General features: G+C 58.3%; 25 protein-coding genes. 16 read left to right on the top strand and 9 right to left on the bottom strand.

Annotated features, from left to right (window positions below; translation table 11 throughout):
- Positions 1–16: 16 nt before the first annotated feature.
- Genes D7241_RS08930 through D7241_RS08920 form a run of 3 tightly spaced genes read left to right on the top strand, consistent with a single transcriptional unit; the run spans position 17 to position 2,478 of the window.
- Positions 17–1,039: an aminoglycoside phosphotransferase family protein gene (locus D7241_RS08930; RefSeq protein ID WP_408102303.1), complete on the top strand. Its 1,023-nt coding sequence runs from the start codon at positions 17–19 to the stop codon at positions 1,037–1,039.
- A complete protein-coding gene (gene murU, locus D7241_RS08925) occupies positions 1,036–1,707 on the top strand; it encodes an N-acetylmuramate alpha-1-phosphate uridylyltransferase MurU (RefSeq protein ID WP_408101235.1) in 672 nt (223 codons plus the stop codon). Before D7241_RS08930 ends, murU begins: the two co-directional genes overlap by 4 nt.
- Positions 1,708–2,478 carry a DnaJ domain-containing protein gene (locus D7241_RS08920; protein WP_408101234.1) on the top strand — a complete coding sequence of 257 codons (771 nt, stop codon included), beginning with the start codon at positions 1,708–1,710 and terminating at the stop codon, positions 2,476–2,478.
- Between the two features lie 29 nt (positions 2,479–2,507).
- Here the strand turns inward: D7241_RS08920 and D7241_RS08915 are convergent, their stop codons facing one another.
- On the bottom strand, positions 2,508–3,530 hold the full coding sequence (locus tag D7241_RS08915; RefSeq protein WP_408101233.1) for an alpha/beta hydrolase family protein: 1,023 nt from the start codon (positions 3,528–3,530) through the stop codon (positions 2,508–2,510).
- 359 nt (positions 3,531–3,889) lie between these two features.
- Here D7241_RS08915 and gabT point away from each other — a divergent pair, with 359 nt between their 5' ends.
- The 7 genes from gabT (at position 3,890) to trpC (ending at position 10,794) form a co-directional block, all read left to right on the top strand.
- Positions 3,890–5,170, top strand: coding sequence for a 4-aminobutyrate--2-oxoglutarate transaminase (gene gabT, locus D7241_RS08910; protein ID WP_408101232.1), 1,281 nt, complete (start codon positions 3,890–3,892; stop codon positions 5,168–5,170).
- 103 nt (positions 5,171–5,273) lie between these two features.
- Entirely contained in the window at positions 5,274–5,948 is a 675-nt protein-coding gene (rpe, locus tag D7241_RS08905) for a ribulose-phosphate 3-epimerase (RefSeq protein WP_408101231.1), read from the top strand.
- Complete coding sequence (locus D7241_RS08900) at positions 5,945–6,646, top strand: phosphoglycolate phosphatase (RefSeq protein ID WP_408101230.1); 702 nt, start codon at positions 5,945–5,947, stop codon at positions 6,644–6,646. The genes rpe and D7241_RS08900 overlap by 4 nt, the downstream gene beginning before the upstream one ends.
- Before the next feature lie 191 nt (positions 6,647–6,837).
- Positions 6,838–8,322 carry an anthranilate synthase component I gene (trpE, locus tag D7241_RS08895; RefSeq protein ID WP_408101229.1) on the top strand — a complete coding sequence of 495 codons (1,485 nt, stop codon included), beginning with the start codon at positions 6,838–6,840 and terminating at the stop codon, positions 8,320–8,322.
- Between the two features lie 2 nt (positions 8,323–8,324).
- The gene (locus D7241_RS08890) at positions 8,325–8,918 is read left to right on the top strand and encodes an aminodeoxychorismate/anthranilate synthase component II (RefSeq protein WP_408101228.1); all 594 of its coding nucleotides are present in this window, start codon (positions 8,325–8,327) and stop codon (positions 8,916–8,918) included.
- Entirely contained in the window at positions 8,918–9,964 is a 1,047-nt protein-coding gene (gene trpD / locus D7241_RS08885; RefSeq protein WP_408101227.1) for an anthranilate phosphoribosyltransferase, read from the top strand. The genes D7241_RS08890 and trpD overlap by 1 nt, the downstream gene beginning before the upstream one ends.
- Entirely contained in the window at positions 9,961–10,794 is an 834-nt protein-coding gene (gene trpC / locus D7241_RS08880; RefSeq protein ID WP_408101226.1) for an indole-3-glycerol phosphate synthase TrpC, read from the top strand. Before trpD ends, trpC begins: the two co-directional genes overlap by 4 nt.
- A gap of 52 nt (positions 10,795–10,846) precedes the next feature.
- Here trpC and crp read toward each other — a convergent pair whose 3' ends face one another.
- Positions 10,847–11,491, bottom strand: coding sequence for a cAMP-activated global transcriptional regulator CRP (gene crp, locus D7241_RS08875; RefSeq protein ID WP_255980181.1), 645 nt, complete (start codon positions 11,489–11,491; stop codon positions 10,847–10,849).
- 218 nt (positions 11,492–11,709) lie between these two features.
- Here crp and D7241_RS08870 point away from each other — a divergent pair, with 218 nt between their 5' ends.
- Together D7241_RS08870 and speD are read left to right on the top strand one after the other, a co-directional pair.
- Positions 11,710–12,132, top strand: a complete 423-nt coding sequence (locus D7241_RS08870) for an OsmC family protein (protein WP_255980183.1) — start codon at positions 11,710–11,712, stop codon at positions 12,130–12,132.
- Positions 12,133–12,400: 268 nt separating this feature from the next.
- Positions 12,401–13,195, top strand: coding sequence for an adenosylmethionine decarboxylase (gene speD, locus D7241_RS08865; protein ID WP_255980250.1), 795 nt, complete (start codon positions 12,401–12,403; stop codon positions 13,193–13,195).
- Positions 13,196–13,247: 52 nt separating this feature from the next.
- Here speD and coq7 read toward each other — a convergent pair whose 3' ends face one another.
- Positions 13,248–13,895, bottom strand: a complete 648-nt coding sequence (gene coq7 / locus D7241_RS08860) for a 2-polyprenyl-3-methyl-6-methoxy-1,4-benzoquinone monooxygenase (RefSeq protein ID WP_408101225.1) — start codon at positions 13,893–13,895, stop codon at positions 13,248–13,250.
- A 57-nt stretch (positions 13,896–13,952) separates the two neighbouring features.
- On the bottom strand, positions 13,953–14,294 hold the full coding sequence (locus D7241_RS08855; protein ID WP_255980187.1) for a histidine triad nucleotide-binding protein: 342 nt from the start codon (positions 14,292–14,294) through the stop codon (positions 13,953–13,955).
- Positions 14,295–14,373: 79 nt separating this feature from the next.
- On the opposite strand from D7241_RS08855, the gene D7241_RS08850 reads away from it, so the two are divergent.
- Positions 14,374–15,849: an AAA family ATPase gene (locus D7241_RS08850; RefSeq protein ID WP_408101224.1), complete on the top strand. Its 1,476-nt coding sequence runs from the start codon at positions 14,374–14,376 to the stop codon at positions 15,847–15,849.
- Between the two features lie 13 nt (positions 15,850–15,862).
- On the opposite strand, the gene D7241_RS08845 is transcribed toward D7241_RS08850, so the two are convergent.
- The 3 genes from D7241_RS08845 to hemJ all read right to left on the bottom strand — a co-directional run bounded on the left by D7241_RS08845 (position 15,863) and on the right by hemJ (position 18,346).
- A complete protein-coding gene (locus D7241_RS08845; RefSeq protein ID WP_408101223.1) occupies positions 15,863–16,810 on the bottom strand; it encodes a DUF805 domain-containing protein in 948 nt (315 codons plus the stop codon).
- A gap of 116 nt (positions 16,811–16,926) precedes the next feature.
- A complete protein-coding gene (locus D7241_RS08840; protein WP_408102302.1) occupies positions 16,927–17,895 on the bottom strand; it encodes an NAD(P)H-dependent flavin oxidoreductase in 969 nt (322 codons plus the stop codon).
- A gap of 22 nt (positions 17,896–17,917) precedes the next feature.
- Positions 17,918–18,346 carry a protoporphyrinogen oxidase HemJ gene (gene hemJ, locus D7241_RS08835; protein WP_408101222.1) on the bottom strand — a complete coding sequence of 143 codons (429 nt, stop codon included), beginning with the start codon at positions 18,344–18,346 and terminating at the stop codon, positions 17,918–17,920.
- 133 nt (positions 18,347–18,479) lie between these two features.
- Here hemJ and argC point away from each other — a divergent pair, with 133 nt between their 5' ends.
- The gene (gene argC, locus D7241_RS08830) at positions 18,480–19,514 is read left to right on the top strand and encodes an N-acetyl-gamma-glutamyl-phosphate reductase (protein WP_408101221.1); all 1,035 of its coding nucleotides are present in this window, start codon (positions 18,480–18,482) and stop codon (positions 19,512–19,514) included.
- A 147-nt stretch (positions 19,515–19,661) separates the two neighbouring features.
- Positions 19,662–20,012, top strand: a complete 351-nt coding sequence (erpA, locus tag D7241_RS08825) for an iron-sulfur cluster insertion protein ErpA (RefSeq protein WP_014851496.1) — start codon at positions 19,662–19,664, stop codon at positions 20,010–20,012.
- A gap of 73 nt (positions 20,013–20,085) precedes the next feature.
- Here the strand turns inward: erpA and D7241_RS08820 are convergent, their stop codons facing one another.
- Together D7241_RS08820 and D7241_RS08815 are read right to left on the bottom strand one after the other, a co-directional pair.
- A complete protein-coding gene (locus D7241_RS08820; protein ID WP_408101220.1) occupies positions 20,086–21,177 on the bottom strand; it encodes an anhydro-N-acetylmuramic acid kinase in 1,092 nt (363 codons plus the stop codon).
- Positions 21,178–21,179: 2 nt separating this feature from the next.
- The gene (locus D7241_RS08815; RefSeq protein ID WP_408101219.1) at positions 21,180–22,571 is read right to left on the bottom strand and encodes a peptidoglycan DD-metalloendopeptidase family protein; all 1,392 of its coding nucleotides are present in this window, start codon (positions 22,569–22,571) and stop codon (positions 21,180–21,182) included.
- A gap of 173 nt (positions 22,572–22,744) precedes the next feature.
- On the opposite strand from D7241_RS08815, the gene tyrS reads away from it, so the two are divergent.
- A complete protein-coding gene (gene tyrS, locus D7241_RS08810) occupies positions 22,745–23,944 on the top strand; it encodes a tyrosine--tRNA ligase (RefSeq protein WP_408101218.1) in 1,200 nt (399 codons plus the stop codon).
- Positions 23,945–24,055: the final 111 nt, after the last annotated feature.

The following is a 24,055-nucleotide window of genomic DNA, read 5'->3' as shown; positions in this document are numbered from 1 at the left end:
CGTGGAGAGCCCTGATATGCCGCAACACGATCAACGCCTGCTGGACCTCAACGCCTGGCTAAAGCCCCGCCTAAGCGAGCTTTTCGCCCGTCGAGGATGGGGTGAAGCACCCGATGCGCCCTTGGTCCCGGCCAGCAGCGATGCCAGCTTTCGTCGCTATTTTCGCTGGGAGGCGGAGGGGCGTAGCTTCATTCTCATGGATGCACCGCCGCCGCAGGAGAACTGCCGGCCATTCGTTGCGGTCGCTGCGCTGCTGGCTGAGGCGGGCGTTCACGTGCCGGAGATACTGGCTGAAGATCTCGAGCGTGGCTTTCTGTTATTGAGCGATCTGGGTCGGCAGACCTACCTGGACGTAATCGACCAGGCTAATGCCGATGAGCTGTTCGCCGACGCGATTCAATCGCTTCTGGCGTTCCAGGCAGGGCCGGTACCGATACCACTGCCATCCTATGACGAGGCGCTGCTGCGTCGGGAGCTGCAGCTGTTTCCAGAGTGGTACGTACAGCGCCATCTCGGTCACAGTTTCAGCCCTGCCGAGCAGCAGGCCTGGGAGCGGATATGCCGGCTGCTGATCGACTCGGCGCTCGGCCAGCCCGCCGTGCTGGTGCATCGCGACTACATGCCGCGCAACCTGATGCTCAGCCAGCCGAACCCCGGCGTGCTGGACTTCCAGGATGCGGTGATCGGACCGGTGACCTACGACGTTACGTCTCTGTTCAAGGATGCCTTTCTTAGCTGGCCCGAAGAGCGTGTCCAGGGTTGGCTCCAGGGCTATTGGGAATCCGCGCGGGCAGCCGGCATCCCGGTTCAGGACAGCTTCGCCGAGTTTCATCGCGCCAGTGATCTGATGGGGTTGCAGCGGCACCTGAAGGTCATCGGCATCTTCGCCAGGATCTGTCACCGCGACGGCAAACCACGTTATCTGTCCGATGTGCCTCGCTTTTTTACCTATATCGAGACGGTGCTGGCGCGCCGCCCAGAGCTGGCCGAGCTGCAGCAATTGTTGCAGGGTTTACCGCATGCGCAGGCCACTCCATGAAGGCGATGATTCTCGCTGCAGGTAAGGGCGAGCGCCTTCGCCCCTTGACTCTGCATACACCCAAGCCGCTGGTACGGGCGGGCGGCACGCCTTTGATCGAATATCACATTCGAGCCTTGGCTGAGGCCGGCTTCAACGAGCTGGTGATCAATCACGCCTGGCTGGGTGCTCAGATCGAGGCGTATTTAGGCGAGGGGGATCGCTTCGGCCTGCGCATCCGTTATTCGGCGGAAGATGAGCCACTGGAAACCGGCGGCGGGATTCATCGGGCGCTGCCGTTGCTGGGCGACCAGCCATTCCTGGTGGTCAACGGCGATATCTGGACCGATTACGACTTCAGCTTGTTGGACAAGCCGGTCTCCGGGTTGGCGCACCTAGTGTTAGTAAACAATCCGGCGCATCACCCCGATGGTGATTTCGCGTTGGTCGATGGCTCGGTTAGGGAAGTATCCGCGTCGAATACCAAACTGACCTATAGCGGCATCGCAATATTGAGCCCGCGCCTGTTCGATGGCTGCAGCGCAGGTGCATTCAAACTAGCGCCATTATTGCGTCAGGCAATGGCCGAGGGGCTCGTGAGCGGCGAGCACTACTGCGGGCGATGGATCGACGTCGGCACCCACGAGCGGCTGGCCGAAGTCGAGCGATTCCTGGAGGCGCGACGCTAGATGTTCTGGCCCATTACGCTGTTGGGCGCGCTGGCTGGCTGGTGGCTGGCGAGCATTCCGGGGGCGCTGCTCGGCGCCTTGCTCGGGCAGGTACTCGATCGCCGGCTCGGACTCGATTCCTGGGCGAGCCTGCGTCACCGCCTTGGTGGCGGCAAGCCGGCAATACACGGATACGAATTGCTGTTCTTTCTCCTTGGACGCTTGGCCAAAAGCAGCGGCCGAATCAGCGAAGCGCATATCCAGGCCGCTCGTAGTGAGATGCGTCGACTACAGTTGGCGTCAACGGCCCAGCGTGCGGCCATCGATGCGTTCTATCGTGGCAAATCCAGTGGCGACGGCTTGCGCGAGCCGCTGCAGCGTTTACGGGGTCGGCACGACGAAGCCAAGGCCATACTTCAGGCCTGTTGGCGAATGGCACGGGCGCAGGGTCAGATCGATGCTCGCGAGCACGAGCTGATCATGCTTTGGGGAAAGTGGATGGGCTGGGATTCGGCGGCCATCGCGGCGTTGGATCAGAGTGGCGGACAACGTCAAGGCGCGCCGAGCAACCTAGGGGGCGCTTATGAACAGGCGTTGCGTTTGCTAGGTGTGCGCGCCGACAGCGAGCCGCAGGTAATCAAGCGAGCCTATCGCCGTCTGCTCAGTAAGCATCATCCCGACAAACAGGCCGGCGCCGGGGCAACGCCATTACAGGTCCGCGAGGCTACCGAACGCACCCGTGAGTTGCACAACGCTTACGCCTTGATTCGTGAGCGCAAGGGCTTTCGTTAATGCTGTCCCCGAGCGGAGCAGGCGAAACGCTACCGCTTCCTGTCCAGCCAGCCACGTACCCGTCGCACGAGCTGTTCCTGTTCGGCCTTTCGGTTACCGAACAGCGGCTGCAACCCCACCTGTTCATAAGCCGGATGCTTGATACGGCGACTCGCATTCAACCGCTCGCGGGCCGCCGAGAGGTTGCCGGTATTGTCCTTGTAATAGAAGTCGCCGGTGGCCAACTTGAGCGCTGGAACCAGATCTGCGAGTGTTTCGTCCTGCCCCTCTGGCTGATGCGGCTGGATCAATAGCAGATGCGCCACATCGTCTGGCGCCAACTGCTGGAGATAGCGCGCAGCCCAATAACCGCCTGTGCCTTGTCCGAGAAGGGCTATTTTCCTCGGCTGCTTGGAGCGGGCGAAGGTCAGGGCAGCATCGAGGCGTTCGGCTATCTGGTCGGCATGGCTGAGCTCGGTAACATCTGGCTCGGGTGAATCTTGCGCCTCGGGTTCATCAAGTGGTGGCTCGTTCTGCGTGGTGGCCGTTTCTTCCGGCAGGTAGCCCGCCTCGTTGGGTGCGTCTTCTTCATCGGTTACGTCTGGCGCCGGTTCGGGCTGTTCTTTCAACGGCTCAGCCGGCTCAACTGGGGAGTGTAGAGTGCCGACAGGTGTGATCTGCGGCGCGTCCGGCACGCTGAGGCTCAGGGTATGCCAGCCATGATCGGGCAGGCCTCTGCGCAGCGGGCCGATGCCGCGTGGCCAATCCGCACTCTCACCGTCCCCCGGTAGCAAAATCACCAGTCCTTTGGGTACGCCGACATTCGCTGGCCGCCAGAGCGCAACGAATTCTTTCTCACCCGCCTGCAAGCTGACGATTTCGCTGGCTGGCAGCTGTCGCTTCAGATCGCCCGCCATGGCTTCGCTGCGCGACAGTAACTTCGGACGTTCGATTGGTGTTGTGGCCGGCGTGGTTTCCGGCGTGACAGGTTCGTCTGCAGCGCTGCTGCCTGACGCGAACACGATCGCGGACATGAAAACTAGAAGCTGCAGTGGTTCGAGAATACGAGGCATTAGGCTCCCTGTGATATGTCGTGCAACTGGTAACGGACCGCGCTGGCACTCATCCGAATACGTTCGGCGTCACGGCTGGCTTCGAGAGGCTTATGTTGGCATTTCTAACTGCCTGGTCGCTGTCTGTTAGTGCCTATTTCATGGCCTCACGCGTTGGCCTGTCAAAATTGACCCGTTAGCTTGCCCGCCGCCGGCCTGGATCGGGTGGCATCGCAAATTTGGCGTGCAAAATAATGCACAGAGTTCTACTGTTATCCGAACGCCCGGATGGTGCGGCAGTCGATCATCGTATGCTGCCGCGCTTGCTCCCTGACGTCCATTCCGACCCGAGCCGACGATGAGCGGCTACTGAGGAGCTTATGAGTAAGACCAACGAATCCCTGATGCAACGCCGTGTCGCCGCCGTTCCCCGTGGCGTCGGTCAGATCCATCCAATCTTTGCCGACCACGCGACGAACTGCAGCGTCGTCGACGTCGAAGGTCGCGAATTCATCGACTTCGCCGGTGGTATCGCTGTGCTGAATACTGGCCACCTGCATCCGAAAATCATCAAGGCGGTAGAGGCGCAGCTGCACAAGCTGACCCACACCTGCTTCCAGGTTCTGGCTTACGAACCCTACGTCGAGCTGTGCGAGAAGATCAACGCGCGAGTACCGGGTAATTTTGCCAAGAAAACGCTGCTGGTCACCACCGGCTCCGAAGCGGTGGAGAACGCGGTGAAGATTGCCCGTGCCGCCACTGGCCGCGCCGGTGTCATTGCCTTCACCGGTGCCTATCATGGGCGCACCATGATGACCCTCGGCCTCACCGGCAAGGTTGCGCCGTATTCGGCGGGCATGGGCCTGATGCCCGGTGGCATCTTCCGCGCGCTGTATCCCTGTTCGATTCATGGCATCGGCGTCGACGAGTCGATTGCCAGCATTGAGCGAATCTTCAAGAACGACGCCGAGCCGCGCGACATCGCGGCGATCATCATCGAACCGGTGCAGGGCGAGGGCGGCTTCAATGTTGCGCCGAAGGAGTTCATGGTCCGCCTGCGTGCGCTCTGCGACCAGCACGGCATCCTGCTGATTGCCGATGAGGTACAGACGGGGGCAGGGCGCACCGGCACGTTCTTCGCCATGGAGCAGATGGGCGTGGCTGCCGATCTGACTACTTTCGCCAAGTCCGTCGGCGGTGGGTTCCCGATTGCCGGTGTGTGCGGCAAGGCTGAAGTGATGGACGCCATTGCTCCGGGTGGCCTGGGCGGCACCTATGCGGGTAATCCGCTGTCCTGTGCCGCTGCGCTGGCGGTCATGGAGATCTTCGACGAAGAGAGGCTGCTCGATCGCTGCAAGACCGTGGCCCAGAAGCTCACGGCTGGCCTCGAGGCTATGCAGGCGCGGCACAAGGAAATCGGCGAGGTGCGCGGGCTCGGTGCGATGGTTGCCATCGAACTGTTCGACGAGGGCGATCATGCACGACCAGCTGCGGCGTTGACCTCGCAGATCGTTGTACGGGCGCGGGATAAGGGGCTGATCCTGTTGTCCTGCGGAACCTACTCCAACGTACTGCGAGTGCTGGTGCCGCTGACTGTTGAAGACGACCTGCTCGATCGTGGCCTGGCGATCATCGGCGAGTGCTTCGACGAGCTCACCTGATCCGCCCGTGCGCGCCGGCATTCACAGCGGATGTCAGACGCGCCGCAATGTCGACCCCTCGGGTACAATGCGCGGCATTCCGCCCGCGCTACCCGAGGTCGTCATGCAGCCGTTCGCCATCGCCCCCTCCATTCTTTCTGCCAATTTCGCCCGTCTGGGTGAGGAAGTAGACAACGTGCTCGCCGCCGGCGCGGACATCGTCCATTTCGATGTGATGGACAACCACTACGTACCCAACCTGACCATCGGCCCGATGGTCTGCTCGGCGTTGCGCAAGCACGGCGTCACCGCACCCATCGACGTGCACCTGATGGTCAAGCCGGTGGACCGCATGATCGGCGATTTCCTCGAAGCCGGCGCCAGCTACATCACCTTTCACCCAGAAGCCTCCGAGCACATCGACCGCTCGCTACAATTGATCAAGGATGGCGGCGCCAAGGCCGGCCTGGTGTTCAATCCGGCGACGCCGCTGGACGTGCTGAAGTACGTCATGGATAAGGTCGATATGATCCTGCTGATGAGCGTCAACCCCGGCTTCGGCGGGCAGAAGTTCATCCCCGGCACGCTGGACAAGTTGCGCGAAGCGCGTGCGCTGATCGATGCCAGCGGCCGGGAGATTCGTCTGGAGATCGACGGCGGCGTCAATCCCAAGAACATCCGAGAAATTGCCGCAGCGGGCGCTGATACCTTCGTGGCCGGCTCGGCAATCTTCAACCAGCCGGATTACAAGGCGGTGATCGATCAGATGCGTGCCGAACTGGCGCTGGCCCGCCCATGACACGCCTGGAGCAGCTCTTCGGTGGCAAGTTGCCGCGCCTGGTGATGTTCGACCTGGACGGCACCCTGATGGATTCGGTACCGGATCTGGCCGCCGCGGTAGACAAAATGCTGATGCTGCTGGGCCGCGAACCGGCCGGCATCGAACATGTGCGCGACTGGGTCGGCAATGGCTCGAAGGTGCTGGTGCGTCGCGCATTGGCCGGTCAGTTGCAGCACGGCGGTGTGGCTGATGAGCTAGCCGACGAGGCGCTGACGCTGTTCATGCAGGCCTATGCTGGCGGCCATGAGCTGACCACCGTCTACCGGGGCGTGCAGGAATGCCTGGACTGGTTGCGTGAACGAGATGTGAAGCTGGCGATCATCACCAATAAGCCGGCGCAATTTATTGAGCCGCTACTGGAAGAGAAGGGGCTCGCTGGTTATTTCCAGTGGCTGGTTGGTGGCGACACGCTGCCCCAGCAGAAACCCGACCCGGCGGCGCTGTTATGGGTAATGGGCCAGGCAGAGGTCGAACCGTCCGCCTCGTTGTTTATCGGCGACTCGCGCAACGACGTCCGCGCCGCAAAGGCTGCGGCTGTCTCCTGCGTCGCGCTCAGCTATGGGTACAACCACGGGGAGCCCATCGCAAACGAGCAGCCTGCTCTGGTGCTCGATGACCTGCGCGAGCTGGTTGCTTCGGGTTCGGGGCTGCGCTAGTGTGGCCTCTGTTCCGCACATCCCGAAAATCCCGCAGACGAGATCAGATCGTGGTGGTCACCCGCAAACAATGGATGAATGTCATCAAGGCCTTGGCCCGTTGGCGCTGGCGCGCCTGACATCTTCTGCCGGCTTGCCCGGTACGTTTGCTATGCCTGACCCAAGTAGCTCCCTCCGACCACGAGGCTGACATGACCCGCGAAGAATTCCTGCGTTTAGCCGCTGAAGGCTACAACCGCATCCCCTTGTCGTTCGAAACCCTCGCCGACTTCGACACGCCGCTGACGCTGTATCTCAAGCTGGCCGACGCGCCCAATTCCTATTTGCTCGAGTCCGTACAGGGCGGGGAAAAGTGGGGGCGCTACTCGATCATCGGCCTTCCGTGCCGCACCGTGCTGCGGGTGCAGGATCATCGCATCAGCGTCACCACCGATGACGTCGAGACTGAAAACTGCGAGGTCGAGGATCCGCTGGCCTTCGTCGAAGCCTTCCAACAGCGCTACCGCGTGGCGCCGGTTGAGAGGCTGCCGCGCTTCAATGGCGGTCTGGTGGGCTACTTCGGCTACGACAGCGTGCGCTATGTTGAGCGCAAGCTGGCGCAGTGTCCCAACCCCGATCCGCTGGGAACGCCCGACATACTATTGATGGTTTCCGATGCGGTGGTGGTGTTCGATAACCTCGCTGGTAAGCTGCACTGCATCGTTCTGGTCGACCCGTCCCAGCCAGGCGCCTACGAGGCGGGACAGGCGAAGCTGCAAGCGCTGCGCGAAAAGTTGCGGCAGTCGATTACGCCGCGTCTGGGCCTGGATTTTGAAAGCGGTGGTGGTGCCGAACCGACGTTCCGCTCCAGCTTCACCCATGAGGACTACGAGCAGGCCGTCAACCGCATCAAGGATTACATCCTCGCTGGCGATTGCATGCAGGTGGTGATTTCCCAGCGCATGTCGATCCCGTTCAAAGCGGCCCCGATTGACCTCTACCGCGCGCTGCGTTGCTTCAACCCGACGCCCTACATGTACTTCTTCAACTTTGGCGATTTCCACGTGGTGGGTTCGTCGCCGGAAGTGCTGGTGCGCGTCGAAGAAGGGCTGGTCACGGTTCGACCGATCGCCGGCACTCGCCCGCGCGGCGCCAACGAGGAAGCCGATCTGGCACTGGAGCAGGATCTGCTCAGCGACGCCAAGGAGCTGGCCGAACACTTGATGCTGATCGACCTGGGGCGCAACGACGTGGGTCGGGTGGCCGAGAACGGCTCGGTGCGGCTGACCGAGAAGATGGTCATCGAGCGCTACTCGAACGTCATGCACATCGTTTCTAACGTCACCGGCCAGCTCAAGGCGCCGCTGACTGCCATGGATGCACTGCGCGCGATCTTGCCGGCTGGCACCTTGTCCGGTGCGCCGAAAATTCGCGCCATGGAAATCATCGACGAGTTGGAGCCGGTGAAGCGCGGCGTCTACGGCGGTGCGGTCGGTTATCTTGCCTGGAACGGCAATATGGACACGGCTATTGCGATCCGCACCGCGGTAATCAAGGACGGCGAACTGCACGTCCAGGCCGGCGCCGGCATCGTCGCCGATTCGCAGCCGGCACTAGAGTGGGAAGAAACGCTCAACAAACGCCGCGCCATGTTTCGCGCGGTGGCCCTGGCCGAACGCGACCAGCAGGAGAACTGATCATGCTGTTGATGCTCGATAACTACGATTCCTTTACCTACAACGTCGTGCAGTATCTCGGCGAGCTTGGTGCGGACGTCAAGGTGGTGCGCAACGACGAATTGAGTGTGGCCGAAATCGAAGCCCTGAATCCCGAACGCATCGTCGTTTCGCCCGGCCCCTGTACGCCGAACGAAGCGGGCGTTTCGCTGGAATTGATACGTCATTTCGCTGGCAAGCTGCCGATTCTCGGGGTTTGTCTTGGGCACCAGAGCATTGGCCAGGCCTTTGGCGGTGATGTGGTTCGCGCACGCCAAGTCATGCATGGCAAGACCAGCCCGGTGCTGCACGAAAATGCCGGGGTGTTCGCCGGGTTGAACAACCCGCTCATCGTCACTCGTTATCACTCGCTTGTGGTCAAGCGTGAAACGCTGCCGGACTGCCTGGAAGTGACGGCCTGGACGCGTAAGGACGACGGCAGCGCCGACGAGATCATGGGCCTGCGGCACAAGACATTGAACGTTGAAGGTGTGCAGTTCCACCCCGAATCCATCATGACCGAGCAGGGCCACGAACTTTTCGCCAACTTTTTGAAGCAGACCGGAGGCGTGCGCTGATGGACATCAAGGAAGCCCTCAACCGCATCGTTGGCCAGTTGGATCTGAGTACCGATGAAATGAAGGCGGTCATGCGCCAGATCATGACCGGCCAATGCACCGATGCGCAGATCGGCGCGTTCCTTATGGGGATGCGTATGAAGAGCGAAACCATCGACGAGATCGTCGGGGCCGTGCAGGTAATGCGAGAGCTCGCAGAGCCAGTGAATTTCGATACCTATCGTCTAGTGGATACCTGCGGTACCGGTGGCGACGGTATGAACATTTTCAATGTCTCGACTGCTGCAGCCTTTGTGGTCGCCGCGGCGGGCGGAAAAGTCGCTAAACACGGCAATCGGGCAGTGTCGGGCAAGAGCGGTAGCGCCGATTTGCTTGAGGCGGCCGGTGTTTACCTCGATCTTACCCCTGAGCAAGTGGCGCGCAGTGTCGATGCTGTAGGGGTGGGCTTCATGTTCGCACCAGCGCATCATGGCGCGATGAAATTTGCCGCCGGTCCGCGGCGCGAACTTGGGTTGCGCACGCTGTTCAATATCCTCGGGCCAATGTCCAATCCGGCCGGGGTGAAGCATCAGGTTCTCGGCGTATTCAGCAAGGCACTCTGCCGGCCAATGGCTGAGGTGCTTGCGCGCCTGGGCAGCAAGCATGTGCTGGTCGTGCATGCCCAGGACGGGCTTGATGAAATAAGTCTGGCGGCACCGACCTATATTGCCGAGCTGAACGGTGGTGAGATCAGCGAATACAGCGTCCAGCCGGAAGATTTTGGCATCAAGAGCCAGAGCCTAATCGGGCTGAACGTCGATGATGCCCAGGGTTCGCTGGCGCTGATTCGTGATGCGCTGGGTCGACGCAAGACCGACAACGGACAGAAGGCCGCCGACATGATCGTGCTCAACGCGGGTGCTGCGCTCTATGCGGCCGATGTTGCCAGCAGCCTGAAACAGGGCGTCGAAATGGCACACGATGCGTTGCACACCGGTCTGGCTCGGGACAAGTTCGAAGAGTTAGTCTCCTTTACCGTGGTGTTCAAGCAGGAGAGTTCGCAATGAGCGTGCCGACGGTTCTGGAGAAAATCATTGCGCGCAAATATGAAGAGGTCGCCGAGCGTCGTGGTCGTGTCAGTCTGGCCGAGCTGGAAAGGCTGGCGGCTGCTGCGGACCCGGTCCGTGGTTTTGCCCAGAGCCTGCAAGAGCAGGTTCGCAATAAACAGCCAGCGGTAATCGCCGAGGTCAAGAAAGCGTCGCCGAGCAAAGGTGTGCTGCGCGAAGACTTCGTACCCGCGAACATTGCCAAAAGCTACGAGGCTGGCGGCGCGACCTGTCTGTCGGTCTTGACCGACATAGATTTCTTCCAGGGCGCCGATGAGTATCTGCAGCAGGCGCGTGCTGCCTGCAAGCTGCCGGTGATCCGTAAGGATTTCATGGTCGATCCCTATCAGGTGATCGAGGCCCGAGCACTGGGCGCCGACTGCATTTTGCTGATTGTCGCAGCGCTGGAGGATGCGCAGATGGCCGAGCTGGCCGATGTAGCAAAAGCGCAGGGGCTCGACGTATTGGTGGAAGTGCATGACGGAGCGGAGCTGGAGCGCGCGTTGCGCCTCGAAACGCCTTTGGTTGGAATCAACAACCGCAACTTGCACACCTTCGAACTGAGCCTAGATACCACCCTCGATTTGCTGCCGCGTATTCCCCATGATCGAGTGGTGGTGACCGAGAGCGGCATTCTGCATCGCGCTGATGTCGAGTTGATGGAAATCAACGAGGTGTACGCGTTTCTGGTTGGGGAGGCCTTCATGCGCGCCGAACAACCCGGCGCCGAGCTGCAGCGCTTGTTCTTTCCAGGGCGCGCCCGCCCGCGTCTGGGTGGTGATCCGGACTGACTGAATTGAAAAGCCGGCAAATCGCCGGCTTTTCAATGGTACTGACTGGATCTCAACGCGTACCGAATACCACCATCGTCTTGCCTTTTACATGCACCAGACCCTGGGATTCCAGGCTCTTGAGTACACGTCCGACCATTTCCCTCGAACAACCGACGATGCGGCCGATTTCCTGGCGGGTGATCTTGATCTGCATGCCATCCGGATGAGTCATGGCATCGGGTTGTTTGCACAGGTCGAGCAACGTGCGAGCAACGCGGCCGGTTACGTCGAGGAACGCTAGATCACCGACCTTGCGCGTAGTGTTGCGCAGACGTTCGGCCATCTGACTGCCGAGAGCGTAAAGAATATCGGGATCCTGCTGCGTCAGTTCGCGGAACTTGGCGTAGCTCAGTTCGGCGACCTCGCACTCGGTCTTGGCGCGTACCCAGGCGCTACGCTCCTTTTCGGTGCCTTCCTTCTCGAACAGGCCCATCTCTCCGAAGAAATCTCCCGAGTTGAGATAGGCGATGATCATCTCCCGACCATCATCGTCCTCGATCAGGATAGTGACCGAGCCTTTAACAATGAAGAACAGAGTTTCACAGCGATCGCCTGCATAAATGATGGTGCTCTTGGCGGTATAGCGCCGGCGATGGCAATGCGCGAGTAGTTTGTCGATGTTTTTGATCTTGGGCGTGAGTGTAATAGCGACCATGCTGTAGTCCCGGAAGATGTGTCCAATAGAGGCAGGTTCTTATTATTTATGACTGAGTTCTGTTATCAGGCCAAGGGAGCTTAACAGACCGGTCCGCATCGACAACAAAACTGCGACACGAATATCAACTTTGAGGCATTCGTTTCGTCGGATTGCTGCCCTCCAGTTGGTGCCGACGGTCATGCTAAGCTTCGCTCCTTTAGTACCGGAGTCTATTGATGAAAGCGCGCATTCAGTGGGCCGGAGAAGCGATGTTTCTCGGCGAATCGGGCAGCGGTCATGTCGTAGTCATGGATGGTCCGCCGGAAAACGGCGGGCGTAATCTCGGCGTCCGCCCGATGGAAATGCTGTTGCTCGGGCTTGGTGGCTGCAGCAACTTCGATGTGGTGAGCATCCTGAAGAAGTCTCGTCAGCCGGTCGAGAGCTGCGAGGCATTCCTAGAGGCGGAGCGCGCCAGTGAAGATCCGAAGGTGTTCACCAAGATTCACCTGCACTTTGTCGTCAAGGGGCGTGGTCTGAAGGAAGCCCAGGTCAAGCGTGCGGTCGAACTGTCCGCCGAGAAATACTGCTCCGCATCGATCATGCTCGGGCGTGCCGGCGTTGAAATTACACATGACTATGAGATTGTCGAGCTGGGCTGACTGCCGGAGCACAGCGAACTCGACGCCTTCCTCAATATGTGCCGAGAACGCTGCAGGCTTCGACTCATTAGATTGATATTTCTGAGCACTGGCACCCGCCGCCTTCACTCTGCATAATGCGCGCCCCGTTTTTCAACGGGGCCGTTTCGTTAAAACAGCACAGCACAGTCGCTAATGCGAAGAGGTGTATACCGTCCTACGCAGATACCTGGGATCTGACGGGCATGCTCAATCACGCGGTGAGCCGCATCAAAGAGAGTTTCCAATGGTGAAAAGCAAACTCAAGCTCCACGGGTTCAACAACCTGACGAAGTCCTTGAGCTTCAACATTTACGACATCTGCTATGCCGAAACGCAGGAAGATCAGCAGGCGTACGTACAGTACATCGACGAAGAGTATGATGCGGAGCGGCTGACGCAGATTCTGACCGATGTTGTGGACATCATTGGTGCAAACATTCTCAACATTGCACGGCAAGACTACGAGCCGCAGGGCGCGAGCGTAACCATCCTCATATCGGAGCAGCCGGTTACTCCGACTGACAGCCAGATCGAGGAGTCGCCAGGTCCGCTGCCAGACACCATCCTGGCGCACCTGGATAAGAGTCACATCACGGTTCATACCTATCCCGAGATTCACCCCGTCGAAGGCATAGCGACCTTCCGTGTGGATATCGACGTGTCAACCTGCGGTGTTATCTCGCCACTAAAGGCGCTCAATTATCTGATCCATCAATTCGACTCGGATATCGTCACCGTCGACTATCGTGTCCGCGGTTTTACTCGTGATGTAGAAGGTAAGAAGCACTTCATCGATCACGAGATCAATTCGATTCAGAACTATCTTTCCGAAGATACGCGCTCGGCCTATCAGATGACCGACGTCAACGTTTATCAGGAGAATCTTTTCCACACCAAGATGCTGCTGAAGAACTTCGAGCTGGAGAATTACCTGTTCGGTGACGCTACCAGTAATCTTTCCGCAGAACAGCGTCAGCAGGTTGAAGATCGTCTGCGTCACGAGATGCTGGAAATCTTCTACGCGCGCAACATGCCGGGCTAATTGTTATTCCAACCAAAAAGGGCGCCTATGGCGCCCTTTTTGGTTGCTGCAATCAGATGCGATAGGTGGTTTTGGTCATCACCTTCGCCATCAGGCTCATGCCAAATTTAATCGGCGCTGGAAAGCTTAATCCGCCGGCATCGAGGGCAGCGGTTGAATGCTGCGCCTCGTCCTTGCGCATCTGCTCGAGAATGGCTCGAGACTTCTTGTCGGCCTCTGGAATCTGCCCTAGATGCTCATCGAGGTGCTTGCAGACCTGATCCTCGGTGGCGGCCACAAAGCCCAGACTGATCCGGTCGCTGATCAGGCCGGCAGAAGCACCGATGCCAAACGACAATCCGTAGAAAAGCGGGTTAAGGACGCTGGTATGACTGCCCAGCTGATGGATGCGTTGTTCGCACCAGGCCAAGTGGTCGACTTCCTCATCGGCGGCACGTTCCATCGCTTGTCGCACTCTCGGTAATCGTGCTGTCAACGCTTGCCCTTGGTACAACGCCTGCGCGCAAACCTCACCGGTATGATTGATCCGCATCAGTCCGGCAACGTGACGCGCATCGCTGTCGCTCAGCTCGGTCTCGTTCTCCAATACTGCAGGCGTCGGGCGATTGGGCTGGCCACTGAACGGCAGCAATGTTCTTAACGCGGCATCAGCTTGCAGCAGCAGGCGATCGGCGGGTGAATATTCGCGTCGGTTGGGCATGTCGCCTCCAGATGGCTCGGAGCAGTTGTTGGCAGTGGCGCTTGCTTGGGTAACTCATCAGCCCGGTGGCCAGTGCATCTGACGCTGGCCGAGCACATGCATGTGTATGTGATAGACCGTCTGGCCACCGAGGTCGTTGCAGTTCATGACGACGCGAAAGCCATCGTGGCAGCCTTGTTCCTCGGCGAGACGCTGCGCCGTGAAGAGGATATGGCCGGCGAGTGCCTTGTCGTCCTTCTCACTCAAGTCGTGGAGGGTGGCTATGTGCTTCTTCGGGATGACGAGGAAATGTACCGGCGCCTGGGGTGCGATGTCGTTGAAGGCGATGACCTGATCGTCTTCATAAAGCTTGTGCGCAGGGATATCCCCAGCCACGATCTTGCAAAACAGACAATCCATGGCGCTTCTCCGGAATTGGACGATTGAACAGTGTAACAGGCCATTTTGAGCCTGGTCAGCCTACACAGGGAGGTAGCAAATGAAGAACGATATCCGTGATTTGGCGCTGGTGCTCGAGTCACGTCTGCGACTCGTGGTTATCGAGTCGTGGGACGAACGGCGTGTCCTTGAAACGCTGACCGGGTTGGCGGTCAGCCGAGGCCTAGCGCTCCAGGTCTGGTCAGTTACCGAGGGGCTAAGACGCTTTGCGTTCGGTGGAGAAGCGCTGGATAACGGCGAAAGCTGTGCCGCTGACATCGCGCTGAAGCACGTTAAGCACGACCCGTTGGCGAATCTTTACGTCTTCTGTGACCTGCACCCGTTCCTCGACGAGCCGCGACTGGTGCGGTTACTGAAGGAAATTGCCATGGCCGAAGGGGCTTCGGCCCCGACGCTGGTGCTGGTCTCCCATACGTTCAAGCTGCCGTCCGAGGTCCAGCGTTACGCGGCGCGGTTCTCCCTGACCCTGCCATCCGAGGAGGAACTGCTAAGTATCGTGCGCGACGAGGCGACTCGTTGGAGTGAGCGTAACCGTGGCGCGCGGGTGCGTACCGACAATCGCACCTTGCAGCAGGTAGTGAAAAACTTGCGTGGCCTCAGCCATGTCGAGGCCCGGAGCCTGGCGCATAGCCTGATCTGCGATGACGGTGCGATTACCCAGGATGACTTGCCGGAACTCAATCGCAGGAAGTTTGAGCTCCTTGATATGGATGGCGTGCTTGGTTTCGAATACGAAACGGCGCGGTTCGCCGATGTCGGAGGGTTGCAGAACTTCAAGCATTGGCTAGGGGAGCGTCAGAGCGCCTTTATGGCTGGAAGCAAACGCGACATGCCACGCGGCGTAATGCTCGTCGGAGTCCAGGGTGGCGGCAAAAGTATGGCTGCCAAGGCGGTGGCGGGGCTTTGGGGCCTGCCGTTGTTGCGGTTGGACTTTGCCTGCCTGTACAACAAATTCTTTGGCGAAACGGAGCGCAACCTGCGTGAGGCGCTGAAGCTGGCCGAGCAGATGGCGCCCTGCGTATTGTGGATGGACGAACTGGAAAAGGGGCTCGCCACCGGTGCGATGGACGGCGGTGTCAGTCAGCGAGTGCTGGGTACTTTGCTTACCTGGATGGCTGAGCGTGATGCGCCGGTGTTCATGGTGGCGACAGCCAACGCGGTCGATCGTCTGCCGCCCGAACTGTTACGAAAAGGGCGTTTTGATGAGCTGTTCTTCGTCGACTTGCCTGATCAGTCAACCCGCGCCGAAATATTCCGCATTCATCTGGCGCGGCGTGAACTGAATACCGATAGCTTCGATCTGGATGTATTGGCAGGCGCCTGCGATGGGTTTTCCGGGGCGGAAATCGAACAGGTCGTAGTGTCAGCAGTCTATGCGGGTCAGGCGCAGTCGCGCGAACCGGACCAACGGATGCTGCTGGATTGCGTCCGGGCGACCTCGCCACTTTCGGTAGTAATGGCCGAAGCCCTTGATGATCTGCGCAGTTGGGCTTCGGAGCGCACGGTGCTGGCCTGATGAATACGTGAGTTCACAGAGCCGCACGGTCCACATATTGCTGGTAGCCCGGAATTGCGATCGCGACGAGAACGCCAATAACCGGCATGAGCAGCCAGAGTGCCGCGAGAATCTTTACCGCTCGGCTGTTGGGTGGCTGCGGCGGGCCGAAGCGGTTCACCCCCTTGTTACCCGGTACCAACAGCAACGCTAGGGGAAAGACCGTGCCGACTACCGGCACCAAGTTGAGCAACATGAACCAGCCGGTCCAACCGATATCGTGCAAGCGTTGTATGCTGATTTGCACGCTGACGAGCAGAACGCCGATTCCGAGTAATCCGGCGAGAATCGAGCCAAGCACTGGGGAGATGGCGAAGCCCATGCTGGCAATGATCAGCAACCCAAGCGCGGCGGCCATCAGCGTCATGGACCAGGCAAGGTAGCGTAAGCGTCCTATCCTGCCTTGTATCGTGAACGCCTTTAGCTCGCCATATTCTGGTGTCGGCTCACCAACCTGAGCGCGCGGTGGGGCATATGGTTGGGCTGCAACGTCGTGGATGCGTTCGTTAATCGCTTGGGTATTCTGCGCCTGCCTCGCTAGGTACTTCTCGATAACGATGCCGCACCGTTCGCATTGGTTGTTCACCGTTTGGCCATGTCCGCATTTTGGACAGCTCATTTGGTCTGCGGCGGCTTGTGTATCGGTCGATCGTTCTGGTGCGTTATCAAGCAGAGCCAGGGTAATAACCTGTTCCGGCTCTTTGCGAGCCTTCGCTCCCGCACGATGTAATGCTTGTAAATATTTATCGGCCTCAGGACCGCTTAGGTCACGCTTGATATTCACCGGGCCATGACCGAACAGTCGCTCGATTTTCCTGGTGTCGCTATTGAACAGCCGAATCAGATTGTCTTTGACAACGTCGGCTGCCATTCCTGGCACGAGCTCGCCGTCGAAGACGATTTTGTACAGGTCGAAAGTCATGCAACATCCCTGTTACCTTGATGATTTGCTCAAGCCTAGCGGCCCGGCTGTATCGCTAACAAGTTGCAGCGGAGCAGCTGGACTTGGCTCTATGCGGAATGCGAGATGCGTCACGATCACCCTAGCCATCGTTGGGAAAGTTGAACCGTTTGGCTATGAGCTGTGCGGTACTCTCGATCCAGACGCGCAATCAGCTCTTCGGCAGCCGGCAGGTCGCGGATTTCTCCTACGCCTTGGCCTGCAGACCAGACGGTCTTCCACGCCTTGGCCTCATCGCTGACCGGTTTTAGTTTCGCTGCGTAGTTCATTTCGCCTTTGCCTTGTAGGCGTGCCTCGTCGTAGCCGGCCTGCAACAGGCTTTGACGCATGAAGCTCGCCGGTACGCCCGACACTGCCGCGGTGTGAATGATATCCACGGCCTGCGCTTGCAGGAGCATCTGCTTATAATCCTCTGAGGCTTGGCTTTCTCTGGTGGCGATGAAGCGTGTTCCCATGTAGGCAAGATCGGCCCCCAGCAGTTGCGCCGCCAGTATCTCGTGACCGTGGTTGAGGCAACCTGATAGCAGGAGGGTTTTGTCGAAAAACTGACGGATCTCCGCAATCAAGGCAAAGGGACTCCAAGTGCCGGCGTGACCACCTGCGCCTGCCGCAACGGCAATTAGGCCGTCTACCCCTGCTTCGGCTGCTTTCTCCGCATGTCGGCGCGTGGTTACGTCATGAAAGACCAGACCGCCGTAGCTGTGCACTGCATCTACGACCTCCTTCACAGCGCCGAGACTGGTTATAACGATCGGCACGCGTTGCTCCACGCATATGGCAAGGTCAGCCTGCAATCGAGGGTTACTGTGATGGACGATCAGATTCACTGCGAACGGGGCTGCCCCTGGTGTCGCAGATAAATGCTCGCTGATTTCCAGCAGCCAGGCGCGGAATCCGCTGCTTTCCCGTTGGTTCAGCGCTGGAAAGCTACCCACCACACCACTCCGGCAACACGCAGTGACGAGCGCTGGATTGGAAACAAGAAACATTGGCGCGGCTACCAGAGGCAGGCGCAGGCGATCTTCTAGGAAAGCGGGTAGCGACATGGCAGGTTCCTTAGGTAGCTTTTCAGAACGGTTTGACCACAACCAGGATGACAATAGCCAGTAATAGCAGCACCGGGAATTCATTGAACCACCGGTAGAAAACATGGCTACGAGTGTTCTCGTTACGTGCAAAACGCTTCAGCTGTACACCGCATAAGTGGTGATAGCCGATCAGCAGGACTACTAGCGCGAGCTTGGCGTGCAGCCATCCGCCAGTGCTAAAAAGTGCAGGATTCAGCGTGACCATAGCTACCCCGAAAATGAGAGTTGCGATCATTGAGGGCAGCATGATTCCGCGATAGAGCTTGCGCTCCATTATTTGAAATCGATCCCGGCTTACCTGGTCTTCGCTCATTGCGTGGTAAACGAACAACCTCGGCAGATAGAACAGTCCGGCAAACCAGCAGACGATCGCAACGATATGCAGGGCTTTCAGCCATAGATAAAGCATTCAGCGGATTCCTTAGGTCGGAGTTGGTCGATAGTAGTGGCTTGAAGCTCCGCGCGTCACCTCGGTAGTTGGCCCTGAGCGCAGGCACCTTTATCATCGGTGCTCTTTATCGTTCCACTGTAAGAGGCAGCTCATGGTCAAGGTCGGAATCGTTGGCGGCACAGGCTACACCGGGGTCGAGTTGCTGCGTCTGCTGGCACAGCATCCCCAGGCCGAAGTGGCCGTGATCACCTCCCGCTCCGAAAATGGCGTCAAGGTGACGGATATGTATCCGAACCTGCGTGGCCACTATGATGCGCTGGCTTTCAGTGTGCCGGACACCGCCACGCTTGGCGCTTGCGATGTGGTTTTTTTCGCGACTCCACACGGTGTCGCCCATGCGCTTGCGGCGGAGCTGCTTGACACGGGCACTAGGGTCATCGACCTCTCTGCGGATTTTCGCCTGCAGGACCCAGACGAGTGGGCCAAGTGGTACGGCCAGCCGCATGGGGCTCCCGCTTTGCTGCCAGAGGCCGTCTACGGCCTGCCGGAGGTCAATCGCGAGCAAATTAAAGACGCGCGCTTGATCGCCGTTCCGGGTTGCTATCCGACCGCTACTCAGCTCGGCTACTTGCCGTTGCTGGAAAACGGCCTGGCTGACGCGTCGCGCCTGATTGCCGATTGCAAGTCGGGGGTCAGCGGTGCTGGTCGCGCTGCGAAGATCGGCTCCCTATTCACCGAGGCTGGCGAGAGCATGATGGCTTACGCCGTTAAGGGCCATCGTCATCTGCCTGAAATCACACAGGGCCTGCGTCGTGCTGCGAGAGGAGATGTGGGACTGACCTTCGTTCCGCATCTAACGCCGATGATCCGTGGTATCCACGCCACGCTTTATGCAACGGTCGCGAACACTTCCGTTGATTTGCAAGCGCTTTATGAACAGCGTTATGCCAACGAACCTTTTGTCGACGTGATGCCTGCGGGGAGTCATCCAGAGACCCGAAGCGTGCGTGGCGCCAACATGTGCCGCATCGCTGTACATCGTCCACAAGGCGGCGATCTGGTGGTGGTGCTGTCGGTCATAGACAATCTGGTCAAAGGAGCGTCCGGCCAAGCCTTGCAGAACATGAATATCGTCTTCGGTCTGAATGAACGACTCGGTTTAAGCAACGCGGCGTTGCTGCCTTGATGAGCCGGTGCTCGGCTCTCGCGGTCGAGCGCAGGCATACCTACTTCGTTGTAATCGGTCGCTGATGAATAGTTGACCAATTTTGTAGGATAAGTCGATAATGCACCGTCAACGCAGTAATGGGCGCTCCCGCGCCAGGAGAACCAAATGAGTGTCGAATCCTTCACGCCCACCGCTATCCAGTTCAGTCAGGGTGCTGCGAGCAAGGTGAAGAGTCTGGTCGATGAAGAAGGAAACCCGCGGCTCAAGTTGCGTGTCTTTGTCACGGGCGGCGGCTGCTCTGGTTTCCAGTACGGCTTCACCTTCGATGAGGACTTGGCTGAAGATGACACCATCATTGAGCGTGAGGGTGTGAGTCTTGTAGTCGACCCGATGAGCTACCAGTATCTGGCTGGCGCTGAAGTCGACTACCAGGAAGGCTTGGAAGGTTCTCGGTTCGTAATCAAAAATCCGAATGCGACGACTACTTGCGGTTGCGGGCAGTCCTTTTCCATCTAACGCCCGCGATCCGCTAAGAACACCGTGCCAGGTTTAGGCACGGTGTTTTTGTTTGTAAGCAGAAAGCCGAAAATCAAGCTGGATAGATCGCGCCCAGTACGCGCAGGCCGCGGGCGCCGGTTACGTTCGGTCGGTTCGCGGCGATTCCTTCGATGCAGCAATGTGCGAGCCAGGCGAACGCCATAGCTTCGATCCAGTCGGGCGCTACGCCAAACTTGGCGGTACTGGTTACCTCGCGCCCCGGAAGCAGAGCATGCAGCCTTCGCATCAGTGCAGTGTTATGTGCGCCGCCACCGCAAACCAGCACGTCTTGCGTGTCCGGTTGGTTGAGGAGCAGCGAATCACAAATGCTCCGTGCAGTCAGTTCCAGCAGCGTAGCTTGGACATCTTCAGCAGCAACTTTGGGAAATGAAGAGAGATGGGCATCCAGCCACGGCAGATTGAATAGCTCGCGCCCGGTACTTTTCGGTCCTTGAGCCGCGAAGAACTTGTCACTAAGAAGTTTCCTGAGAAGTTCAGCGTCGACGTGGCCGCTGGCTGCCCAGTCTCCGTTGCGGTCGTACGAGTGGCCGTGGTGACGATGAATCCAGGCGTCCAGCAATACATTGCCTGGGCCGCAATCGAAGCCACTGGTGGATTTGCCCAGGTGGAGCAAGCTGAGGTTGCTGAACCCGCCGATATTCAGCACAGCCCTGACACGCGATGCGTCGCTGAACAACGCTTCATGAAACGCCGGTACCAGAGGAGCACCCTGGCCACCTGCTGCCATGTCGCGTCGACGGAAATCAGTAACCACGCTTATCGAGGTCAGTTCTGCTAGAAGAGCGGGTTGACCTATCTGGGTAGTGAAGCCACGTTGCGGCTCATGCCGCACTGTCTGCCCATGGCTTCCTATCGCTCGAATGGCTGTGGTGGCAAGCTGCAGCTTGATGAGCAACTTGTGAATGCCTGTGCTTGCCAATTCAGCCCAGGCCTGTTCGGCGATTGCTGCCCGGGCCAGTTCGTCGGGCCCTGGCGAGCAAAGCTCAAGCAGGCTCTGCTTTAGTTTTAACGGCATCGGCTCATAGTGCGTGCCGAGTAACTTCGTTTTTTCAGTCTGCTCTATCAGTGCGAAATCCAGGCCGTCAAGGCTGGTGCCCGACATGACTCCGACATAGAGCGACATTGCTATTGTTTCTGCATCGCCAGCATGGTGGCGCGCTCTTCGTCCATGCGTGCCATTAGCGGTTGGCTCAACTTTAGAAAACGTTGCTTTTCGTTCTTGGCAATCGGATCCGCCATGGGCAGCTTCAGGCCGAGAGGGTCGACGTGTACTCCGTCCACTTGGAACTCATAATGCAGATGGGGGCCGGTCGAAAGGCCGGTCGTACCGATGTAGCCAATGATCTGCCCCTGCTTGACCGTTGAACCGCTACGCACACCTTTGGCGAAACCCTGCATATGCGCATAAAGGGTACGATAGCGGTGGCCATGCTGAATCACCACCGTATTTCCATACCCGCCCTTGCGTCCTGCAAGCAATACCTTTCCATCACCCGCGCTCTTGATAGGTGTGCCGCGTGGAGCTGCATAGTCCACTCCCTTGTGCGCACGAATCTTGTTCAAGATGGGATGTTTGCGACCGTTGGAAAACCGAGAGCTGATACGAGCAAAATCAACCGGGGTGCGGATAAATGCTTTGCGCATACTATTGCCGTCGGCTGTGTAGTAACTACTATTGCCTTGTTTGTTTGTATAGCGGACGGCGGTGTAGCTCTTGCCTCGATTGGTAAATCGAGCGGCGAGAATATTTCCCGTTCCTACCCTTTCGCCAGCAATACTCTTTTCCTCGTAGATGACCTCGAAAGAGTCTCCTTTACGGATGTCCATAGCGAAATCGATGTCGTAACCGAATACGTTGGCGAGATCCATCGTCAGGTTATGGCTGAGCCCTGCGCGCTTTGCTGCTAGGAACAGGCTACTGTCAATGCGTCCTTGTGCGTAGGCAGTGGTTACGTCCGGCTTGAGATGCTCTTTCTTGAAGACATAGCCACTGCCAAGCTTTTCCAACTGAAGCGTTTCAAGCTTGTTTATCGGGCTGCGCAGCCGAGTCAACCCGCCTTGCTCGTCCATTTCGAACTCGAGGCGCTGGCCGACCTTGAGGCGGGCCAACTGTTTTGCTTCTGTACTACTCGCCAGAACATCATGAACGGCGGATTGCGGTAGGCCGACCTTGGCAAAAACAGTCGACAGGGTATCCCCGTTTGCGACGACCACCTCTTTGGAGAGAGGGTTTGTTTCGACTGCTGCGTCTGGCGATGAAGCTTCGCTGAGATCGTGCTGCTCTGTGTTTGGAATTTGGACGAATGGACTATCCGGTTTGGCATTTTCAAGCGGCTCGGCATCCATGGACGCGAGCTCTGCGGAGGTATCGAGTCGAAGATCGAGAAATGTTTTCTTTGCTTCAACTTCCCGCGATGGGAACACCAGAAGCGCCAAGCTCAGAAGCGCAGCTACCCCGCTTGCAGCCAAGAGATGGCTTTTCGGGTAATAAGGTGCTTTCGATTTTGAATAGGTCATTAGATGTCTGGTGATTTTTTGTACAGAGAAAATATCTGCCTAAAATATAACCAAAGCGGCGCTGAGGCAACCCTTGGATGGGCGCGGTGCCTACCAGAGCACATCTCCTAAGATTGTATTTTTCAGGTGATCTTGTAAGGTTGACGCCCTTAATTTTCGGTGTGGGGCCTCCAATGAAGTCGGTTCAAGAGCAGTTATCGGTGATCAAGCGGGGCGCTGATGAGGTGCTCGTCGAGGCGGAGTTGGTCGCCAAGCTCGAGCGAGGCCTGCCGTTGCGAATCAAGGCCGGCTTCGACCCTACCGCGCCCGATCTTCACCTGGGCCATACGGTGCTTATTAATAAGCTTCGTCAATTTCAGGAACTTGGCCATCAGGTAATCTTTCTAATAGGCGATTTCACCGGGATGATTGGCGATCCGAGCGGTAAAAGCGCAACTCGCCCGCCTTTGACTCGCGAGCAGGTTTTAGAGAATGCCGAAACCTATAAGAGTCAGGTATTCAAGATTCTCGATCCGACCAAGACGGAAGTTGCGTTCAATTCGTCTTGGATGGACCAGCTGAAGCCTTCAGATTTCATTCGCCTGGCGTCGCAGTACACCGTGGCTCGGATGCTTGAGCGCGACGATTTCAGCAAGCGTTATTCAACCAATCAGTCCATTGCAATACACGAGTTTCTCTACCCTCTAGTCCAGGGCTATGACTCGGTCGCGCTTAAGGCGGACGTCGAACTGGGCGGAACCGATCAAAAATTCAATTTGCTGATGGGGCGAGAGCTGCAGCGTTCCTATGGGCAGGCTTCACAGTGCGTCGTGACCATGCCGCTTTTGGAGGGGCTTGATGGCGTCAAGAAGATGTCCAAGTCGCTCGGGAATTATGTAGGCATCCAAGAAGTGCCCGGAGTCATGTATAGCAAGCTGGTATCTATCCCTGACGCCTTGATGTGGCGCTACTTCGAGTTGCTCAGCTTTCGTAGTATGGAAGAAATAGAATCTTTCAAGACGGATGTCCAGCAGGGCGCTAACCCGCGTGACATCAAGATCAAACTGGCCGAGGAAATTGTCGCTCGCTTTCACGGTGAGGAAGCTGCAGCCGCAGCGCACCGTTCAGCCGGCAACAGGATGAAGGAAGGTGAGTTGCCAGAAGACATTCCCGATATCGAGTTGCGTTCCTCAGAAGATATGCCGGTGGCGTCCGTGTTGAACCGCGCGGGCCTGGTCAAGAATGCCGCGGTTGCGCGAGATCTGCTCGGCTCTGGTGGTGTTCGGGTGGATGGGGAGGTGGTGGATCGCACCTTTATGTTCAAGCTTGGATCGAGTCATATCTGCCAGGCCGGCAAAAAGGCTTTTGGCCGTATTTCGCTGCTCGCGGAATAAATCCCCAAATACTGTTGACGCGTCGTTTTGAGTGCCTATAATGCGCACCTTCTCCGGCGCAGGTCTTTGGTTAAACCTCTTGTAAATCAAGTGGTTAGCTTTATTTAGGGC

The organism is Stutzerimonas sp. VN223-3, from assembly GCF_045999685.1.
GTDB lineage: Bacteria > Pseudomonadota > Gammaproteobacteria > Pseudomonadales > Pseudomonadaceae > Stutzerimonas > Stutzerimonas stutzeri_AR.
Note: the sequence above shows the minus strand (reverse complement) of the source record. Positions and strands in the feature narration are given on the sequence as shown.

Coding starts and splice junctions, on each gene's coding strand:
- gabT (WP_408101232.1), top strand. CDS start 3,890: ATGAGTAAGACCAACGAATCCCTGATGCAACGCCGTGTCGCCGCCGTT.
- D7241_RS08870 (WP_255980183.1), top strand. CDS start 11,710: ATGAAAGCGCGCATTCAGTGGGCCGGAGAAGCGATGTTTCTCGGCGAA.
- argC (WP_408101221.1), top strand. CDS start 18,480: ATGGTCAAGGTCGGAATCGTTGGCGGCACAGGCTACACCGGGGTCGAG.
- erpA (WP_014851496.1), top strand. CDS start 19,662: ATGAGTGTCGAATCCTTCACGCCCACCGCTATCCAGTTCAGTCAGGGT.
- D7241_RS08915 (WP_408101233.1), bottom strand. CDS start 3,530: ATGCCTCGTATTCTCGAACCACTGCAGCTTCTAGTTTTCATGTCCGCG.
- tyrS (WP_408101218.1), top strand. CDS start 22,745: ATGAAGTCGGTTCAAGAGCAGTTATCGGTGATCAAGCGGGGCGCTGAT.
- D7241_RS08850 (WP_408101224.1), top strand. CDS start 14,374: ATGAAGAACGATATCCGTGATTTGGCGCTGGTGCTCGAGTCACGTCTG.
- D7241_RS08920 (WP_408101234.1), top strand. CDS start 1,708: ATGTTCTGGCCCATTACGCTGTTGGGCGCGCTGGCTGGCTGGTGGCTG.
- hemJ (WP_408101222.1), bottom strand. CDS start 18,346: ATGCTTTATCTATGGCTGAAAGCCCTGCATATCGTTGCGATCGTCTGC.
- D7241_RS08815 (WP_408101219.1), bottom strand. CDS start 22,571: ATGACCTATTCAAAATCGAAAGCACCTTATTACCCGAAAAGCCATCTC.
- D7241_RS08900 (WP_408101230.1), top strand. CDS start 5,945: ATGACACGCCTGGAGCAGCTCTTCGGTGGCAAGTTGCCGCGCCTGGTG.
- coq7 (WP_408101225.1), bottom strand. CDS start 13,895: ATGCCCAACCGACGCGAATATTCACCCGCCGATCGCCTGCTGCTGCAA.
- D7241_RS08930 (WP_408102303.1), top strand. CDS start 17: ATGCCGCAACACGATCAACGCCTGCTGGACCTCAACGCCTGGCTAAAG.
- trpD (WP_408101227.1), top strand. CDS start 8,918: ATGGACATCAAGGAAGCCCTCAACCGCATCGTTGGCCAGTTGGATCTG.
- crp (WP_255980181.1), bottom strand. CDS start 11,491: ATGGTCGCTATTACACTCACGCCCAAGATCAAAAACATCGACAAACTA.
- D7241_RS08845 (WP_408101223.1), bottom strand. CDS start 16,810: ATGACTTTCGACCTGTACAAAATCGTCTTCGACGGCGAGCTCGTGCCA.
- trpE (WP_408101229.1), top strand. CDS start 6,838: ATGACCCGCGAAGAATTCCTGCGTTTAGCCGCTGAAGGCTACAACCGC.
- D7241_RS08840 (WP_408102302.1), bottom strand. CDS start 17,895: ATGTCGCTACCCGCTTTCCTAGAAGATCGCCTGCGCCTGCCTCTGGTA.
- D7241_RS08855 (WP_255980187.1), bottom strand. CDS start 14,294: ATGGATTGTCTGTTTTGCAAGATCGTGGCTGGGGATATCCCTGCGCAC.
- murU (WP_408101235.1), top strand. CDS start 1,036: ATGAAGGCGATGATTCTCGCTGCAGGTAAGGGCGAGCGCCTTCGCCCC.
- D7241_RS08890 (WP_408101228.1), top strand. CDS start 8,325: ATGCTGTTGATGCTCGATAACTACGATTCCTTTACCTACAACGTCGTG.
- trpC (WP_408101226.1), top strand. CDS start 9,961: ATGAGCGTGCCGACGGTTCTGGAGAAAATCATTGCGCGCAAATATGAA.
- rpe (WP_408101231.1), top strand. CDS start 5,274: ATGCAGCCGTTCGCCATCGCCCCCTCCATTCTTTCTGCCAATTTCGCC.
- D7241_RS08820 (WP_408101220.1), bottom strand. CDS start 21,177: ATGTCGCTCTATGTCGGAGTCATGTCGGGCACCAGCCTTGACGGCCTG.